Origin of the sequence: Thauera butanivorans (assembly GCF_048398245.1) — a bacterium.
GTDB classification, from domain to species: Bacteria; Pseudomonadota; Gammaproteobacteria; order Burkholderiales; family Rhodocyclaceae; genus Thauera; species Thauera butanivorans.
This window is the reverse complement of the sequence record NZ_CP183038.1, coordinates 1,506,678-1,523,729: the sequence shown is the minus strand read 5'-3', so window position 1 is coordinate 1,523,729 and position 17,052 is coordinate 1,506,678. Positions and strand designations below refer to the sequence as shown.

The following is a 17,052-nucleotide window of genomic DNA, read 5'->3' as shown; positions in this document are numbered from 1 at the left end:
GGAGCGGCGTCATGGGCGGAGCATGTCAGTACGGAACAACTGCTCCATAAATATGAGCATATGGAGCAATCCGGCATGCATGCCCCATGCTCCATTAGGGAAGCTCCTTATCGACATTCCGGCCTCGCCGCAAAGCCAGCCAACAGCAGCAAAAAGAAGGAAATTTCGTCGATCGGACACATCTTGGCGCGGTATTTGCTGTGGTATCTTCGTGGCCGTCCCCCTCCCCGACAGCCACGGCCCGATGCTGCTTGCCTCCCTCGTCTTCGTCCCCTTCATCGCCAGCCTGATCGCAGCATCGATGCCACAGGACGCCCGCAACCGGGAGTTCTGGCTGGCGGCCGGTGTGGCGGTCTACGGGCTCATCGTCGCGATCTCGCTCTATCCGGAGATGTCGGAAGGCACGGTGCTGCGCGAGGGCTTCGACTGGCTGCCCGCGCAAGGCCTGTACTTCCTGCTGCGCATGGATGGCCTGGCCTGGGTGTTCACCTTGCTGGTACTCGTCATCGGCCTGCTGGTGGTGCTGTACGCGCGCTACTACATGTCACCGAACGACCCGGTGCCCCGCTTCTTCTCCTTCCTGCTCGCCTTCATGGGCTCGATGCTGGGCGTGGTGCTGTCGGGCAACCTGGTCCAGCTCGTGGTGTTCTGGGAACTGACGAGCCTGACCTCCTTCCTGCTGATCGGCTACTGGCACCACCGCGCCGACGCCCGGCGCGGCGCGCGGATGGCCTTCACCGTCACCGCCACCGGCGGCCTGTGCCTGCTCGCCGGCGTGCTCGTGCTGGGCCACATCGTCGGCAGCTACGACCTCGACATCGTGCTGGCGGCCGGCGAACTCATCCGCAGCGACGATCTGTACCTGACCGCCTTGCTGCTCATCGCGCTGGGCGCGCTGACCAAGAGCGCGCAGTTCCCCTTCCACTTCTGGCTGCCGCACGCCATGGCGGCTCCGACGCCGGTGTCGTCCTACCTGCATTCGGCGACGATGGTGAAAGCCGGCGTGTTCCTGCTGGTGCGCCTGTGGCCGGCCCTGGCGGGCACGCCGGAATGGACCTGGATCATCGGCGGCGCGGGCGTGTGTACGCTGTTGATCGGCGCCTTCATCGCCATCTTCCAGCACGACCTCAAGGGCCTGCTGGCCTATTCGACGATCAGCCACCTCGGCCTGATCACCGTACTGATCGGCATCGGTACGCCGCTGGCGATGGTCGCGGCGATCTTCCACATCCTGAACCACGCCACCTTCAAGGCCTCGCTGTTCATGGCCGCCGGCATCATCGACCACGAAACCGGCACGCGCGACCTGCGCCTGCTGGGCGGGCTGCGCCACAAGCTGCCGGTCACCGCCACGCTGGCCATCGTCGCCAGCGCGGCGATGGCCGGCGTGCCGCTGCTGAACGGCTTCCTGTCCAAGGAGATGTTCTTCGCCGAAACGCTGCATGTCGGCGGCGACCGCAACTGGTGGATGTCGGTCGCCGCGGTGGCGATGGGCATGTTCAGCGTCGCCTATTCGCTGCGCTTCATCTCCATCTTCTTCGGCAAGCCGGCCGGCGAGCTGCCGCGCGACCCGCACGAGCCGCCGCGCTGGATGCGCTTTCCGGTCGAGTTGCTGGCGTTCACCTGCCTGGTGGTGGGCATCGCGCCGGCCATCAGCATCGGCCCCGTCCTCGACCTGGCGGTGGCGGCGAGCCTGCGCGAACACACCCCCGACTACAACCTGGCGACCTGGCACGGCTGGAACCTGCCCCTGGTGATGAGCATCATCGCCCTGTTCGGCGGCATCACGCTGTACGCGGTGCTGCGCTGGCGCTTCAACCTGCGCGAGCGCACGCGCGCGCCGCTGCTCAGCCACTTCAACGGCGCCCAGGCCTATGAAACCGCGATGCAGTCCCTGACCCGCGCAGCGGAATGGCTGGTCCGCCGCCTGGGCACCTCCAAGCTGCAGAAGCAGTTGCTGATGCTGATGCTGATGCTGCTGATCGTCCCGCTGCTGCTCGCCGGACTGCCGCCCGACTGGACGATACTGCCGCTGGAAGGCTTCGACCCGCTGTTCGCCGGCATCTGGCTGATCGGCGGCGCCTGCGCGGTTTCGGCCGCATGGATGGCGAAGTACCATCGCCTGACCGCCCTGGTGCTGGTCGGCGGCACCGGCATCATCACCGCCGCCACCTTCCTGTGGCTGTCGGCACCCGATCTCGCGCTGACCCAGTTGATGGTCGAAACCGTCACCACCGTGCTGCTGCTGCTCGGCCTGCGCTGGCTGCCACCCCGCATCGAATCGGCGGAGATGCAGGCTGCCGCGTCCCGCCGCGACTGGACGAGGCGTGCGCTGCACATGATGCTCGCCGTGGCCGGCGGCCTGGTGATGACGGTACTGACCTACGCCGTGCTGGTGCACCCGGCCTCGGACACCATCGCCGACTTCTTCCTGCTCAACGCGCTCTCCGGTGGCGGCGGCAGCAACGTGGTGAACGTGCTGCTGGTCGATTTCCGCGCCTTCGATACGATGGGCGAGATCACCGTACTGGCGATCGTCGCGCTCATCGTCTACGCCCTGCTGCGCCGCTTCCGCCCGGCGCCCGACAGTGCCGAAGTGCCGCAGCAGCAACTGCACGCCTTCGACCCGGCCAGCCGGCAGACGCCATCCGAGCAGGCCGACAGCGGCTACCTGTTCGTGCCGGGCGTCTATCTGCGCACGCTGCTGCCCTTCATGGGCGTGATCGCGGCCTACTTCTTCATGCGCGGGCACAACCTGCCCGGCGGCGGTTTCGTCGCCGGCCTGATCTTCGCCGTCGCCATCCTCGTCCAGTACATGCTCGCCGGCGCGACCTGGGTCGAAGCCCACATCACCCTCAGGCCCCACCGCTGGCTGGGCTTCGGCCTGCTGCTGGCCGGCGTCACCGGCCTGGGTTCCTGGGCCTTCGGCCATCCCTTCCTGACCTCGCACACCGCGCACCTCCATCTTCCGGTGCTCGGCGAACTGCACGTGCCCAGCGCCTTCGTGTTCGACCTGGGCGTGTTCGCGGTGGTGGTCGGCACGACGATGCTGATGCTGGTCGCGCTGGCGCACCAGTCGCTGCGTGCGCACAAGAAGGCGAGCGAACAGGCCGCGGATGCGGCCATGCCCGCCGCCAGCGAAGGAGCGCTGTAATGGAAATCGTCATCGCGCTCGCCGTCGGCGTCATGTTCGGCTCGGGTATCTGGCTGATCCTGCGGCCCCGCACCTTCCAGCTCATCACCGGTCTGCTGTTGATGTCCTACGCCGTCAATATCTTCATCTTCGCCATGGGCCGGCTGTCGGTCGACCGTCCGCCGATCACCCTCAGCCCCGACATCGACCCCGCCCAGTTCGCCGACCCGCTGCCGCAAGCCCTGGTGCTGACCGCCATCGTGATCGGTTTCGCGACCACCGCGCTCTATCTCGTCATCATGATCGGCGCCCGCGGCCTGACCGGCAGCGACCACGTGGACGGCAAGGAGCCGCGCGAATGAACGCCCTGCCCTTCCTGCAGCACTTCATCGTCCTGCCGATCCTGCTGCCGCTGCTGGCCGGCGCGCTGCTGATCCCGGTCAAGCAGAGCCGCTACACGCTCAAGTTCGCCCTCAGCGTCACCAGCACGGTGCTGCTGTGGCTGCTGGCCGCAGCGCTGCTGGTGATGGCCGACGGCGGCTACTGGCCCGACGGCATCGGCGTCTATCTCGCCGCCAACTGGCCCGCGCCGTTCGGCATCGCCCTGCTCGTCGACCGGCTCACCGCGCTGATGCTGCTGCTCACCGCCACCATCGCGCTGGCGGTGCTGGTGTTCTCGGCCAAACGCTGGGACCGGGTGGGCATCCAGTTCCACACCCTGTTCCAGTTCCTGCTGATGGGCCTGAACGGCGCCTTCCTGACCAACGACCTGTTCAACCTGTTCGTCTTCTTCGAGGTCATGCTGGCGGCCTCCTACGGCCTGGTGCTGCACGGCTACAACCTGCAGCGCATCCGGGCCGGCATGCAGTACATCGCCATCAACCTGGTCGCCTCCTTCCTGTTCCTGATCGGCGTGGCGCTGATCTACGCCGCCAGCGGCACGCTCAACCTCACCGACCTGGGCATGCGCGTCGCCCTGCTCGGCACCGAAGACACCTGGCTGCTGGCGATCGGCGTCACCACCCTCGGCCTGGCCTTCCTGACCAAGGGCGCGATGTGGCCGCTGGGTTTCTGGCTGCCCGGCACCTACGCCTCGGCCTCGGCGCCCGTCGCGGCGATGCTGGTGCTGATGACCAAGGTCGGCGTCTATGCCGTGCTGCGGGTATGGATGACGGTGTTCGGCGACGGCGCCGGGGCGCTGGCCGGCTTCGGCTTCACCGCGCTGACGATCGGCGGCATGGCGACCCTGTTCTTCGGCGCGGTTGGCATGCTGGCCAGCCAGGACGGCGGGCGCATGGCCGGCTATGGCGCCATCATCTCGTCCGGCACCCTGCTCGCGGTGATCGGCCTGGCCGGCGGCCCGGTGCTGGCCTCCGGCCTGTACTACCTGCTCGGCTCGACGCTGGCGATGGCGGCGTTCATGCTGCTGGTCGAACTCACCGACCGCATCCGCCCGCCCGGCGCAGCACTGATCGCGATCACGATGGAAGCCTTCGCCATCGAGGACAAACCCGAAGACCCGGTCGGCCAGGGCATCCCCGGCACGCTGGCCTTCCTGGGCCTGAGCTTCGCCGCCTGCGCGCTGGTCATCAGCGGCATGCCGCCGCTGTCGGGCTTCGTCGCCAAGTTCAGCCTGTTCCACGCGCTGCTCGACGTCCTGCCCACCGACGGCCGCATTCCGGGGCTGACCTGGGGCTTCATCGCGCTGGTCATCGTCGGCGGCCTGGCCGCCATCATCGCCCTGATGCGGCTGGGCGTGCGCATCTTCTGGGCCTCGGGCGACATCGCGCCGCCGCGGCTGCAATTCACCGAAGCGGCGCCGATCACCGCGCTGGTCACCTTCTGCGTGCTGCTCACGGTGCAGGCCGGGCCGGTCTTCGACTACCTGGACCGCACCGTCGCCGGGCTGACGCAGACCACCACCTATGGCGAACGCGTGCTGCACGAGCCCGCAGTGACGCGCATGCCCCAGCAGGAGGCGGAACGATGAAACGCTGGCTCCCCTCTCCGCTGCTGTCGCTGTGCCTGCTGCTGATGTGGCTGCTGCTCAACCAGACCATCGAGCCCGCCCACCTGCTGCTCGGTGCCGTGCTCGGCATCGTCGCGCCGGTGCTCGCCCGCCCGCTGCAGCCCCAGGGCTACCCGCGCATCTCGCGGCCGTTCGTGCTGTTCCGCCTGCTGTGGCTGTCGCTGATCGAGATCGTGCGCTCGTGCTTCAACGTCAGCCGGATCATCCTGTTCCGCCGCACCGAAGGGGTCAATTCGCAGTTCATCCACATTCCCCTCGACCTGCGCGACCCCTACGGCCTCGCCCTGCTGTCCTGCCTGATCAATTCGACGCCCGGCACGGTATGGGTGGAAATCGTGCCCGACACCCACGAACTGCTGCTCCACGTGTTCGACCTGCACGACGAGCAATGGTGGATCGACACCATCAAATCGCACTACGAACAACCGATCATCGAGGTGTTCGAGCAACCCAGGCATTCCGAACGGGAGAAAACGACGTGACAACCACGAGCCTGCTGTCGGCAGCCATCGTCTTCGCACTCGTCTGCGTGGTGCTGGCAATGATCCTGTGCACCCTGCGCCTGCTGATCGGCCCCTCCGCGCAGGATCGCGTGCTGGCCCTGGACACGCTGTGGATGTGCGCGATGCTGCTGGCCCTGATGCTGGGCATCCGCCACGGCAGCCAGATCTATTTCGAGGCAGCGCTGATGATCGCGCTGCTCGGCTTCGTATCGACGGTCGCACTGGCGAAGTTCCTGATGCGCGGCGAGGTGATCGAATGAACATCGCCGAAACCCTGCCGACCTGGGCGGCACTGCCGGTGGCCTTCCTGCTCGTGCTGGGCGGGCTGATCTCGCTGGTCGGCGCCCTGGGCCTGCTGCGGCTGGCCAATTTCTACCAGCGCATCCACGGCCCGGCCATCACCGTCACGCTCGGCGCGGGCTGCATCCTGATCGCATCGATGATCTACTTCACCGCGACGCAGTCCCGGCTGGTGATCCACGAACTGCTGATCAGCGTGTTCGTGCTGATGACCGCACCGGTGGTGGCGATGATGATCATGCGCGCCGCAGTCTATCGCGACCTGCGCAAGGAACACGTGGCGGACAAGGAAAAGACGGGCACCGACCGCACGGCCACCGGCGCCTGAGCCGCCCCGCCCTCAGCACACTGCAGGCCCGGCCCACCAGCCGCTCATCAGGCTGTCGGGCTTCACCGGCGCGCTGACGCGGGCGCTGCTTTCCCAGGACTCCACCTGCACGTCCAGCCCGGCATACACGCCATAGCCGTCGCCGGCCCGGATCCCCTCGCCTGCCTGCAGGCTCTCGCCGGCCCGGATGGCCGCCTCGGCACGGATCAGGCCCCCCGCCTTGATGCCCCAGCCGGCTTCCAGGTGCATGCCGGCCTCGATCGAAGCACCTGCGACGATACCCTGATCCACGCGCAGATTCGCCGCCACGCTGATGTCGCCTCCGGCCTGCAGGCCCTTGCGGCAACGCAGTTCGCCTTCGCAGCACAGATCGGTGCCGATGCCGGCATTGCCCTCCACCCGCATGCGCCCTTCGCAGCGCAGGTCCCAAGCCACGCGGAGCTCTCCTGCGCAGCGCAGATCGCCCAGCGCATCCACGCCCCAGCCCACGCGCATGTCGCCACCGACATCGGCATGGCTTGCCGCCCGCACGCCGCCTTCCACCCGCAAGTCGCCACCGACGACCAGTTCGCCGCCGACGCGCACACCGCCCCCGGCCCGCAGATCACCGCCGACGTGAAGCCTGCCTTCGACATCGACATTGCCCCGCACTTCCAGCGTGCCGGCGAACACGATGGCATCGGCTTCGACCGCATCGACGACGCGCAGCTCGCCGGTCGGGCCGAACTGTTCGAGCAGCCAGCAGGCATCGCCCACCCGCCCGGCCGCCACCATCCGGTCGAGCAGTTCCTGGTAGTTGCCGCCTTCGCCGAACTGGCGCACGAACCAGCGGAATCCATCGGTGCACGGGCGCTTGGCCCGAACGAAGCTTCTTGTGAGAACCATCTCATCACCCCATGTGCAAGTGCCTCGCCACGCATCGCGTGGCATCGTGACTGCAGCCTGGGAGTGGAAACGCCCTGCCTGAAAGCGCAAGGTGGAAGAATCCGGCCATCCGGCGTCCCGCACTGGCTGCACGTTGATCAGGGCGCACGCTGAAGCGCCCTGGGCAAGGTGCCGTGCGGGGTGGCCTGGGATCAGTCCCGGTTCCGGCCCCGCACGGCCGGGGAAAGCACGGCGGGAGACCCCGTCGTCTTGAAGGATTGCGCCAGCACGAGGCCGCGCTGGAATGAGGGAACAACCCGCCCGCGGCCCACACGACGGCCCGCGGCATGCGGCGCGGGCGAAAACTCGTCGGGGCGGAGGAAAATCATGGAGGGGCAGCGCCAGGGAAAAGCCAGGACCGGATTATAGGTCACAATCGACGAGGATGCCTTTTGGGCTCAGGAGCCCGTATCGGCACTGTCGAGTTCGATGCCATCGATCCGCGTGCCGTCGAGCGTCTGGATCAGCGAAAACAGGCGGCGGTAGAAGGTCGGGCTGGTGACCGTTTCCTCGCCGATCTTGACCAGCGACTCCTTGGCCGCCGTCCAGGGCAGCGAGATGGAACCGAGGCCGGTCACGCTGAGGCCGGTGCTGGTCGAACTCGATTTCAGCGCATAGCGCGTCTGCAGCGCATTGGCGTAGATCACCGCACCGACGTTGCTGGGCAGGCACACCAGCGTGATGTTGAGCGTGACGCCTTCGTCCGGCTGGGGCTGGAACAGCTTCTCGCCCCTGATCCGCACCATGTCCGTGCCCTCGATCCGATAGCCCTGGCTCAGCAAGGCGCGCTTGCCGAGTTCGCATGCCTCGGCGGGCTCGCGCGTGCTCCAGGTGGCGAACGGAGATTCGTGCTGGAAGGTTTCCATGTCATACACCGGCGGCGGCGAGGCGCAGGCCGCGACCAGCAGAACGGAAACACCGGCAAGGGAAAGGCGAAAGGCGGCTGGGGGCATGGACGGCTGCAGGGCTCGTCGGGCAGAACGGATACGAATGGTAAAACATCGCCCATCCCCGGTACATGCGCAAGCCTTCTGCGAAACAGCCCCATACATTTCCGCCCGGCTCGCCGCGGAGCCGAGAACGGAGCGGGCAGACGGACATTGCCGGCCATGCGGACACAGGTACGGTGGAACATCGCCCTTCCGTCGGCTAACATGCGCGGCCGCTTCCGCAGCACGGCCCTGCGCCGCCCGCCTCCATGCATGCTCCCGCCCGCGCCTGCGGCATCGACTTCGGCACCTCCAACTCCACTGCCGGCTGGCTGCGGCCCGATGCGGCTCCGCTGCTGGCGCTCGAAGATGGCAGGCCGACGCTGCCGTCGGCGGTGTTCTTCAATGCCGACGAGGACAGTACCCATTTCGGCCGCGACGCGCTGGCACAGTACCTCGAAGGCTACGAGGGCCGCCTGATGCGCGCGCTGAAGAGCCTGCTCGGCTCCAGCCTGTTCGACGGCCAGACCGAGGTACAGGGCCGCGCGCTGCGCTTTCGCGACCTGCTGGCCGCTTTCATCGGCGAACTCAAGCAACGCGCCGAAGCGCAGGCCGGCCGCGGCTTCGACCATGCGGTGTTCGGCCGTCCGGTGCATTTCGTCGATGACGACGAAGCCGCGGACCGCAAGGCGCAGGACACGCTGGAAGCGATCGCGCGCCAGGTGGGCTTCGCCGAAGTCAGCTTCCAGTTCGAGCCGATCGGCGCGGCGCTGCACTACGAGCGATCGCTGTCGGGCGAGGAACTGGTGCTGGTCGCCGACATCGGCGGCGGCACGGCGGACTTCTCGCTGGTCCGGCTGTCGCCCGAACGCGCCCGCCACGACGAGCGCGGCGGCGACCTGCTGGGCAATGCCGGCATCCACGTCGGCGGCACCGACTTCGACCGCGCCCTGAGCCTGGATTGCGTGATGCCCCTGCTCGGCCACCGCGGCCTCATGAAGAACGGCGCCCACGTCCCGGCCAGCCTGTATTTCCAGCTGTCGACCTGGCACACCATCAACGCGGCCTACAGCCGCCAGGCCTGGAACGATTTCCAGAACATCTACCGCGATGCCGCCGAGCGCACCGGACTCGACCGCCTGGCGCGCTTGCTGAGCCGGCGCGAAGGCCACTGGCTGGCGCTGCAGGTGGAACAGGCCAAGATCGATCTATCGACCGCAGCCACGGCGGCCCTGGATCTCGGCCGGCTCGAAGACGGGTTGTGGCACGCGATCACGTCGGCGGACTTCACCGCCGCAACGACGGCGCTGGTGGAACGCGTCGGCGGCTGCGTGGCGCAACTGCTCGACGATGCAGGCATCCGCCGCGAACAAGTGGATACGGTGTATTTCACCGGCGGCGCCAGCGGCGTACCGCAATTGCGTACCCGCATCGCCGCCGAACTGCCGTCGGCACGCGCCGTGGAAGGCGATCTCTACGGCAGCATCGGCGCCGGCCTGGCAGTGGAAGCCGCGCGCCGCTACGGCTGAGCGCCTAACCCGGCCTCTTGCCGCAAGCCATGCCGATGGCGGACACTCGCCATCATGGATACCTCTGCCCCTCCCTCGCCCCATCCTTATCCGCTTGCCATCATCGGCGCCGGCGCGCTCGGCCTCGCGTTCGCGGCGCGCCTTGCCGACTCCGTTCCGGTGGCGGTGATCGCACGCGACAGCCAGCGCGCCGAAGCCCTGCGCCAGGGCGTCCCCGTCGGCGCCCGCCTGCGGCGGCTGGACGTGTTCGGGCCGAACGAAGCGCCCGCGGCGGACTGGGTGATCGTGCTGGTCAAGACCGGCGACACCGCCACCGCGGCGGCCACGGCGCTGGCGATGCGGCCCAGGGGCGTGCTGTCGCTGCAGAACGGGCTGGTGGAAGACCTGCTGCCCGCCGCCGGCCCGGCGCTGCTGGCCGGCCAGGGCGTGACCACCGAAGGCGCCTGGCGCGATGCGCATGGCGTGCACCCGGCCGGCGCCGGCGAGACGCTGTTGCCGCCCGGCTTCGAGCCGGTTGCCGAATTGCTGGTGGCCGCGGGCTTCGTCGCCCGCGTGGCGCCGGACATTGCCGCCGCCCGGCTGGCCAAGCTGCTGGTCAATGTCGCAATCAACCCGCTCGCGGCGCTGTTCCGCGTGCCCAACGGCGCGCTGCTGCAGCCGCCCCATCGCCTGCTGCTCGACACCCTGGTGCACGAGGCCTGGCCGGTGCTGCATGCGCAGGGGCTGGCACTGGACGAAGCCGCCGCCCATGCCCGCGTCCATGCGGTGGCGACGGCAACGGCCGGAAACCGCGCCAGCATGCTGCAGGACGTGCTGGCCGGACGGCGCACCGAGATCGACGCCATCACCGGCGTATTGCTGAAACTGGCGGACGAAGCCGGCCTCGAGCTGCCGGTCCATCGCGCCGTTTACACGCTGATCAGGACATTGGAAGGAACAGCCGCGTAAGCCCAAGGCGATGAACTCCGTATGGTGTACCGTATCGGAATACATGGCACAGCACACGGCGCGCTTGCGCTGCCATCCTCGCCCCGGGAGTCTCCCCATGCCACTTGCCGCCCCCTCGCCCCGCTTCGACGCCGCCGCCTACCTCGACCGGGAAGCCCGCCAGACCGAAAGGCACGAATACCTCGACGGCGAGGTGTTCGCGATGGCGGGCGCTTCCAGGGCGCATGCAACCGTGGCCGGAAACATCTTCATGGCCCTGCGCAACCACCTGCGCGGCGGCCCCTGCAGTGTGTTCATTGCCGGCATGAAGCTGCACGTGCAGGCGGACAAGGCCTTCTACTACCCCGACGTATTCGTGACCTGCGCCGAATCCGACCGCGCGCAGGACCAGTACATGAGCGCCCCCAGCCTGGTGGTGGAAGTCCTCTCCCCATCGACCAGTGCCTACGACCGGGGCGGCAAGTTCGCTTCGTACCGCAAGCTGCCCACGCTGCGCGAATACGTGCTGATCGACCCCGAGCGCCTCAGCGTCGACCTGTTTCGCCGCCACGAAGACGGCCACTGGGCACTCTACCCCGCCGAAGCCGGGCAGACCGTGGCCTTCGACAGCGTGGACCTGCGCCTGCCCATCGAAGCCTTGTACGAGGACGTGGACCTGCAAGCGGGACGGGCGACGGGCCATCCATGAGGCCCCGCCACAGCGGCGACGCCCAAGCCTGATCGGAGACTCACCCCGCCCTGCGCCGGTAGAAGCGCCTCTCCACCCAATGATGGCTCGCTACCGCGCACAGCAAAGTAGCACGCACCAGCCGTGAGAGCATCACGACAAGCGGGCCGAAAAGCGCATCCAGGCGCACATCCACCGTGTAGCATCATCCGGACGCATCGATCCGGAGTTTCCTTTCACGCACCTCGAATCCATCCCCCGGCAAAAAGCCCAGAATGCCCGCGGACCTGTCCAGCACCGCCACCCAGTCCTGCCTGTGCAGCACGGGCAGGAACAGCACATCATCCGCGGTCACTCCGTACCCATTCAGCAAACCGGCAGCGTCGCCCGCCGTGGCGGGATAGCGGGCGATGAAGGCCCGCAGGGGTTTGGCGCGCGCCAGCGCCTTGGCTTGGTAGGCGGCGTCGTAAGGCACATAGAATTCGGGGCGCTGGGAATAATCGCGCCCGCCTAATACTGACTCCAGCATTACAGTCTGGCGCTCCTGGGCATCACGCGGGTCGCGGATGCCCACCGTCGCCGGCCCCTTCAGCCAGTGCGGGCGCAGCGGCGCATCGAGCAGGGCGATGGCCTCGCCCACGTCCGCACCGCCATAGTCACCCAGGGTGATGACGCGGAAGCGATCCACTTCATGAACCAGAAACAAGGGCCGCGCCTCATGCGTCGTATGCAGGCCATAGGCCAGCGCCGCAAGCTGCATCAGTACCACCAGCGACATATCGGCGATCAGCTCCCGGCGCGACTTCTGGGGGTTGAACAGCACCAGCGTCAGCAAGGGGCCACACACTACATCCACGCCCACCACGATCAGGAATAGCTGGCGCCCGCCCGAGAGCAGATCATACGGATGCGGAAACCACACCCACAGCACCAGCGCCGCCGCCATCGCGGCAGCCAGCAGCGAGCCGAGAAAATGGAAAAGCGCCGCGCGGATGGCAGCGCGGGCGCGTTGATGGACGATGGGCATCAGTTGGACAAGTGGATAGCGAACACGTACATGAAAAACAGGAATCCCCATGGGCACCATCACCTACACCACCCCCCGTGCCAATCTGACCAGCACCATAATCCGCGCCTGCGGAGACCACGAACCGCTCATGATCAGCCGCAACGGCAGGCACTCCATCGTCATGCTATCGCTGGAAGACTACAAGGCGCTCGAAGAAACGGCCTACCTGCTGCGTCCCCCGGCCAGCACCCCGCGTCTGGTCACGGCGCATCGCGGATGAACAGCGCATGATTTATCGGGTGGAGGCAATGAACTGCAGATTGGGCAATCTGCGCTTTCATCTTTCATTATTGAGTGGCGATGAATGAAAAAAAGCACCGAAACGCCCGAGGTACATGTTTCCGGGTTTTTCTGTGGGATGCAGACCGCCTTCATGTAGCAGCCTGCATCCTACTTTCAGCTTAACGGCAGTTGGAAGGCGCCAGTTTGGCTTCAAGAGTGCCTACTGTTGCTCCAGTAACTTTTGCAGTAGCGCCGGCAGCCAAGCATTGCCATTGGATGCCATCAGTAGGCGGAGTGTAAGCTGTTGTAGAGTCAGGCAGTGCTGCTTCTGAGCCAGGTGCGCCGGTAAAGGGAGAGAGGATCAATTCATTGCTACCAGTAGCAGCAACTGGTGCGGCGTATTCAATCGTAATTTCCCCGGTAGTATTATCGATCGCAACGTCCAGTACATTGTCAGTCGCGGTGGGAGCGGTCCAGCCAGCGTCATATTCAACCGCACTCGCCGCATTTTCAGCAATAGCCGTCTTTGCAGAAGTCGCCAGCGAGATGCCTTCCGTTACTCTCGCGCGCTTCGTATAGTCCTGATACGCCGGCAACGCCACAGCTGCCAGAATGCCGACGATAGCCACGACGATCATCAGTTCGATCAGCGTGAAACCCTGTTGAGCCTTTTTCATGATTTTCCCCTTCATGGTTGGAAACTGCGGAACCGTCCGGCGGCGAATGCGTCTGCCGCCTTCCGGCTTTCCTATCGCAACCGCCGTGCCAGCGCGCAAAAGCATCGAAAAGGCGTTTTTCCGTTAAATGGATCACGCGACATCCAGCCTCTTTCCCGCCGACCCGGGACATGGGGGCGTGACGCACCCGATCATGTCCCGGGCAGGTGTGACAGGCGCGACGGCTGTTTTCCCCCGGAGCCGTCTGCCATTACACTCGCGGGCAGATACGCGGGAGTGACGTGCCGCACGCCGCACGGCCTTGCCCACCTCCTGATTCGACATCCGCCCGGAGCATTCACATGTCCTTCATCAGCCTCAATACCGCCGCGTCGCTGACGGGCCTGACCAAGCGCACCTTATGGCGCCGCATTGCCGCCGGTAACCTCATGGCATTCAAGGGGGGGGGGGGGGGGAGAGGGGGGGTAGCCTCGAAATAACCCGTGTAAAGCTCTCCGAGGTCGCTCCATGGGCACGTTTCAAGCTGGAGGACGACGACCTCGAGTGCGTGCGCGCGGCCGATGAGGGCGATATAGAAGCGCAGTGCGACCTCGGTTTGCTGCTGCTGTCGCACGGCATGGAGGCGGAGGCCTTCGGCTGGTTCCAGAAGGCCTCGCGGCACTTTCACCCCGAGGCCATGCAGTGGCAGGGCCGCTGCCTGATTTCCGGCTGGGGCGTGGCGCCCGACCGCGAGGCCGGCATCATGTGGCTGCGCCGCGCCGCCGCACGCGGCCATGCCACTGCCAGCCACATGGTGGCCTGGCTCGACGCCCACCCCGGCCCCGCGCTGGAAGGCGCGGAACTGGAGGCGGTGCTGGACAGGATCGAGCAGAAGGTGATTCTGGGGGCGCTGAGGGATACGGCGGAGTGAGGTGGGCGCAGCAGTACCTGCTCAGGCGTGCTGGCCGGACGTCGGACAGCGCACCGAAATCAACACCATCACCGGCGGCGCGGGAACTTCAACGGATGCCGCCCATGCACAGGTACTTGATCTCGACGAAGTCCTCGATGCCGTAGCGCGAGCCTTCGCGGCCGATGCCCGACTCCTTGATGCCGCCGAAGGGTGCGACCTCGGTCGAGATGATGCCTTCGTTGATGCCGACGATGCCGTATTCCAGCGCCTCGGCGACACGCCACACGCGGCCGATGTCGCGGGCGTAGAAGTACGCCGCGAGGCCGAACTCGGTGTCGTTGGCCATGCGGATCGCCTCTTCTTCGGCATGGAAGCGGAACAGCGGCGCCACCGGGCCGAAGATTTCCTCGCGCGCCACCCGCATCGCCGGCGTCACGTCGGCGACGATGGTGGGTTCGAAGAAGGTGCCGCCGAGCGCATGGCGCCTGCCGCCGCAGACCAGCCGCGCGCCCTTGTCGAGCGCATCGGCGAGCAGGGTTTCGACCTTGGCGACCGCGTCCTCGTTGATCAGCGGGCCTTGCTGGACATCGCCCGACAGTGCCGGGCCGACCTTCAGCTTCGCCACCGCTTCGGCCAGTTTGGCGGCGAAGGCGTCATGGATGCCGTCCTGCACGATCAGGCGGTTGGCGCAGACGCAGGTCTGGCCGGCGTTGCGGTACTTCGAGGCCATCGCGCCGGCGACAGCGGCATCCAGGTCGGCATCGTCGAAGACGATGAAGGGTGCATTGCCGCCAAGTTCGAGCGACACTTTCTTGACTGTGTCGGCGGACTGGCGCATCAGCAGCTTGCCGACTTCGGTCGAGCCGGTGAAGGAGATCTTGCGCACCAGCGGATTGGCGGTGAGTTCGCCGCCGACTTCGGCCGCCCTCGCGGTGGTGACGATGTTGAGCACGCCCCTGGGCAGGCCGGCGCGCTCACCGAGCTCGGCCAGCGCCAGCGCGCACAGCGGCGTGTCCTCGGCCGGCTTGATCACCATCGTGCAGCCGGCGGCCAGCGCCGGGCCGGCCTTGCGCGTGATCATCGCGATGGGGAAATTCCACGGCGTCACCGCCGCCACCACGCCGATCGGCTGCTTGACCACGACGATGCGCTTGTCCGCGCCGTGCGCGGGAATCACGTCGCCGTAGATGCGCTTGCCTTCCTCGGCGAACCATTCGAGGAAAGAGGCGCCATAGGCCACTTCGCCGCGCGCTTCGGGCAGCGGCTTGCCCTGCTCCGAGCTCATCAGCAGCGCCAGGTCTTCCTGGTGCGCGAGCATCAGTTCGAACCACTTGCGCAGCACGGCGGCGCGTTCCTTGGCGGTGCGCGCCCGCCAGGCCGGCAGGGCGGCGGCTGCGGCCTCGATCGCCTGCCGGGTCTCGGTGCGCCCCATGTCCGGCACGCTCGCCAGCACGCGGCCGTCGGCCGGATTGTTCACGTCGAAGCGGCTGCCGTCGGTCGCATCGCGCCAGGCGCCGTCGATATAGGCTTGGGTGCGCAGCAGCGCGGAATCGGTCAGTTGCATGGCACGGCCTCCGTTGATTGGTGTATCCAGTCGCTGATGCGGCTCAGCGCCTTACTCGTACCGGGTGGCGCGCTCCACGCGGCGCTGGCGCACGCCTTCGGCAAGCGTGTCGAGCACCTTCACGCTGTCCTCCCAGCCGATGCAGGCGTCGGTGATGCTCTTGCCGTATTCCAGCTCCTTGCCCGGCACCAGGTCCTGGCGCCCTTCGGTGAGATGGGATTCGACCATCACGCCGATGATGCGGTCCTCGCCGGTGGCGAGCTGGCGGGCGACGTCGTCGGCGACGTCGATCTGCAGACGATGCTGCTTGCGGCTGTTGGCGTGCGAGAAGTCGATCATGACCTTGCCCTGCACGCCGCTGGCGGCGAGTTCCTTGCATGCAACATCGACACTGGCGGCATCGTAGTTGGGTGCCTTGCCGCCGCGCAGGATGACGTGACAGTCCTCGTTGCCGCGGGTGGTGACGATGGCCGAATGGCCGGCCTTGGTCACCGACAGGAAGTGGTGGGGCGACTGCGCGGCCTTGATCGCATCGACCGCGATGCGCACGTTGCCGTCGGTGCCGTTCTTGAAGCCGACCGGACACGACAGGCCGGAGGCCAGCTCGCGATGCACCTGGCTTTCGGTGGTGCGTGCGCCGATCGCGCCCCAGGAGATGAGATCGGCAATGTACTGCGGCGTGATCATGTCGAGGAACTCGGTGCCGGCCGGCAGGCCGAGTTCGTTGATTTCCCACAGCAGCTTGCGCGCCAGGCGCACGCCGTCGTTGATGCGGTAGCTGTTGTCGAGGCCGGGGTCGTTGATCAGGCCCTTCCAGCCCACGGTGGTGCGCGGCTTCTCGAAATAGACACGCATGACGATCAGCAGATCGTCCTTCAGGCGGTCGGCCTCGGCCTTGAGCCGGCTGGCGTATTCCATCGCCGCCGCGGGATCGTGGATCGAACACGGGCCGATCACCACCAGCAGACGGTCGTCGGCACCGAACAGGATGCGATGGATGGACTGGCGCGCCTCGTAAGCGACGGTCGCCGCCCTGGGCGTGGCCGGGAACTCGCGCAGCACGTGCGCCGGCGGCACGAGCTCCTTGATTTCCTGGATGCGGACGTCGTCGATGTGGATCTTGGTGGAAGCGGGCATGGCAAAACTCGGCATCTCTGGCTGGAAACAGCTTGTGATTCTAGCTCGCATTTCCCGCAACAGGCGGAGCAGATACAGCGCCCGGTTTGCCCTGCCTATCCCAAATGCGTGATCTTTTCCATGAGTCGCCGTAGTTTGTTGCCGATCCGGCACATCGACATGTCACATACGTGACCTGTTGTGGGATCATCGCCGGTTCGA

Annotated in this window: 17 protein-coding genes; 11 read left to right on the top strand and 6 right to left on the bottom strand. The window is 66.8% G+C overall.

Annotated features, from left to right (window positions below; all coding sequences use genetic code 11):
- The first annotated feature begins 244 nt into the window (after positions 1 to 244).
- Genes ACNQFN_RS07335 through mnhG form a run of 6 tightly spaced genes read left to right on the top strand, consistent with a single transcriptional unit; the run spans position 245 to position 6,293 of the window.
- On the top strand, positions 245 to 3,154 hold the full coding sequence (locus ACNQFN_RS07335) for a monovalent cation/H+ antiporter subunit A (RefSeq protein WP_068635626.1): 2,910 nt from the start codon (positions 245 to 247) through the stop codon (positions 3,152 to 3,154).
- On the top strand, positions 3,154 to 3,495 hold the full coding sequence (locus ACNQFN_RS07330; RefSeq protein WP_068635625.1) for a Na+/H+ antiporter subunit C: 342 nt from the start codon (positions 3,154 to 3,156) through the stop codon (positions 3,493 to 3,495). Before ACNQFN_RS07335 ends, ACNQFN_RS07330 begins: the two co-directional genes overlap by 1 nt.
- On the top strand, positions 3,492 to 5,123 hold the full coding sequence (locus tag ACNQFN_RS07325) for a monovalent cation/H+ antiporter subunit D (RefSeq protein WP_068635624.1): 1,632 nt from the start codon (positions 3,492 to 3,494) through the stop codon (positions 5,121 to 5,123). The genes ACNQFN_RS07330 and ACNQFN_RS07325 overlap by 4 nt, the downstream gene beginning before the upstream one ends.
- On the top strand, positions 5,120 to 5,644 hold the full coding sequence (locus ACNQFN_RS07320) for a Na+/H+ antiporter subunit E (RefSeq protein WP_068635623.1): 525 nt from the start codon (positions 5,120 to 5,122) through the stop codon (positions 5,642 to 5,644). Before ACNQFN_RS07325 ends, ACNQFN_RS07320 begins: the two co-directional genes overlap by 4 nt.
- Positions 5,641 to 5,925, top strand: coding sequence for a K+/H+ antiporter subunit F (locus ACNQFN_RS07315; RefSeq protein WP_068635622.1), 285 nt, complete (start codon positions 5,641 to 5,643; stop codon positions 5,923 to 5,925). The genes ACNQFN_RS07320 and ACNQFN_RS07315 overlap by 4 nt, the downstream gene beginning before the upstream one ends.
- Positions 5,922 to 6,293, top strand: coding sequence for a monovalent cation/H(+) antiporter subunit G (mnhG, locus tag ACNQFN_RS07310; RefSeq protein ID WP_068635621.1), 372 nt, complete (start codon positions 5,922 to 5,924; stop codon positions 6,291 to 6,293). The genes ACNQFN_RS07315 and mnhG overlap by 4 nt, the downstream gene beginning before the upstream one ends.
- Positions 6,294 to 6,305: 12 nt before the next feature.
- On the opposite strand, the gene ACNQFN_RS07305 is transcribed toward mnhG, so the two are convergent.
- The gene (locus ACNQFN_RS07305) at positions 6,306 to 7,178 is read right to left on the bottom strand and encodes a hypothetical protein (protein WP_418648408.1); all 873 of its coding nucleotides are present in this window, start codon (positions 7,176 to 7,178) and stop codon (positions 6,306 to 6,308) included.
- Positions 7,179 to 7,615: 437 nt separating this feature from the next.
- Positions 7,616 to 8,170 (bottom strand): DUF2242 domain-containing protein, encoded by a 555-nt coding sequence (locus ACNQFN_RS07300; RefSeq protein ID WP_418648407.1) that lies wholly within the window; start codon positions 8,168 to 8,170, stop codon positions 7,616 to 7,618.
- A gap of 245 nt (positions 8,171 to 8,415) precedes the next feature.
- On the opposite strand from ACNQFN_RS07300, the gene ACNQFN_RS07295 reads away from it, so the two are divergent.
- From ACNQFN_RS07295 to ACNQFN_RS07285, 3 genes are all read left to right on the top strand, one after another.
- Positions 8,416 to 9,675: an Hsp70 family protein gene (locus tag ACNQFN_RS07295; RefSeq protein WP_418648406.1), complete on the top strand. Its 1,260-nt coding sequence runs from the start codon at positions 8,416 to 8,418 to the stop codon at positions 9,673 to 9,675.
- 54 nt (positions 9,676 to 9,729) lie between these two features.
- Positions 9,730 to 10,623, top strand: coding sequence for a ketopantoate reductase family protein (locus ACNQFN_RS07290; RefSeq protein ID WP_418648405.1), 894 nt, complete (start codon positions 9,730 to 9,732; stop codon positions 10,621 to 10,623).
- A 97-nt stretch (positions 10,624 to 10,720) separates the two neighbouring features.
- Positions 10,721 to 11,311, top strand: coding sequence for a Uma2 family endonuclease (locus tag ACNQFN_RS07285; protein ID WP_418648404.1), 591 nt, complete (start codon positions 10,721 to 10,723; stop codon positions 11,309 to 11,311).
- Between the two features lie 184 nt (positions 11,312 to 11,495).
- On the opposite strand, the gene ACNQFN_RS07280 is transcribed toward ACNQFN_RS07285, so the two are convergent.
- Entirely contained in the window at positions 11,496 to 12,368 is an 873-nt protein-coding gene (locus ACNQFN_RS07280) for a hypothetical protein (protein WP_418648403.1), read from the bottom strand.
- Here ACNQFN_RS07280 and ACNQFN_RS07275 point away from each other — a divergent pair.
- A complete protein-coding gene (locus ACNQFN_RS07275) occupies positions 12,367 to 12,579 on the top strand; it encodes a type II toxin-antitoxin system Phd/YefM family antitoxin (protein WP_418648402.1) in 213 nt (70 codons plus the stop codon). The genes ACNQFN_RS07280 and ACNQFN_RS07275 overlap by 2 nt on opposite strands.
- Positions 12,580 to 12,760: 181 nt before the next feature.
- On the opposite strand, the gene ACNQFN_RS07270 is transcribed toward ACNQFN_RS07275, so the two are convergent.
- The gene (locus ACNQFN_RS07270) at positions 12,761 to 13,273 is read right to left on the bottom strand and encodes a pilin (RefSeq protein ID WP_418648401.1); all 513 of its coding nucleotides are present in this window, start codon (positions 13,271 to 13,273) and stop codon (positions 12,761 to 12,763) included.
- Positions 13,274 to 13,805: 532 nt separating this feature from the next.
- Between ACNQFN_RS07270 and ACNQFN_RS07265 the strand changes: the two genes are divergently transcribed.
- A complete protein-coding gene (locus ACNQFN_RS07265) occupies positions 13,806 to 14,168 on the top strand; it encodes a tetratricopeptide repeat protein (protein WP_068635611.1) in 363 nt (120 codons plus the stop codon).
- 88 nt (positions 14,169 to 14,256) lie between these two features.
- On the opposite strand, the gene gabD is transcribed toward ACNQFN_RS07265, so the two are convergent.
- Entirely contained in the window at positions 14,257 to 15,714 is a 1,458-nt protein-coding gene (gene gabD / locus ACNQFN_RS07260) for an NADP-dependent succinate-semialdehyde dehydrogenase (protein WP_068635610.1), read from the bottom strand.
- A 51-nt stretch (positions 15,715 to 15,765) separates the two neighbouring features.
- Positions 15,766 to 16,851 carry a 3-deoxy-7-phosphoheptulonate synthase AroG gene (gene aroG / locus ACNQFN_RS07255; protein ID WP_068635632.1) on the bottom strand — a complete coding sequence of 362 codons (1,086 nt, stop codon included), beginning with the start codon at positions 16,849 to 16,851 and terminating at the stop codon, positions 15,766 to 15,768.
- Between the last annotated feature and the right edge of the window lie 201 nt (positions 16,852 to 17,052).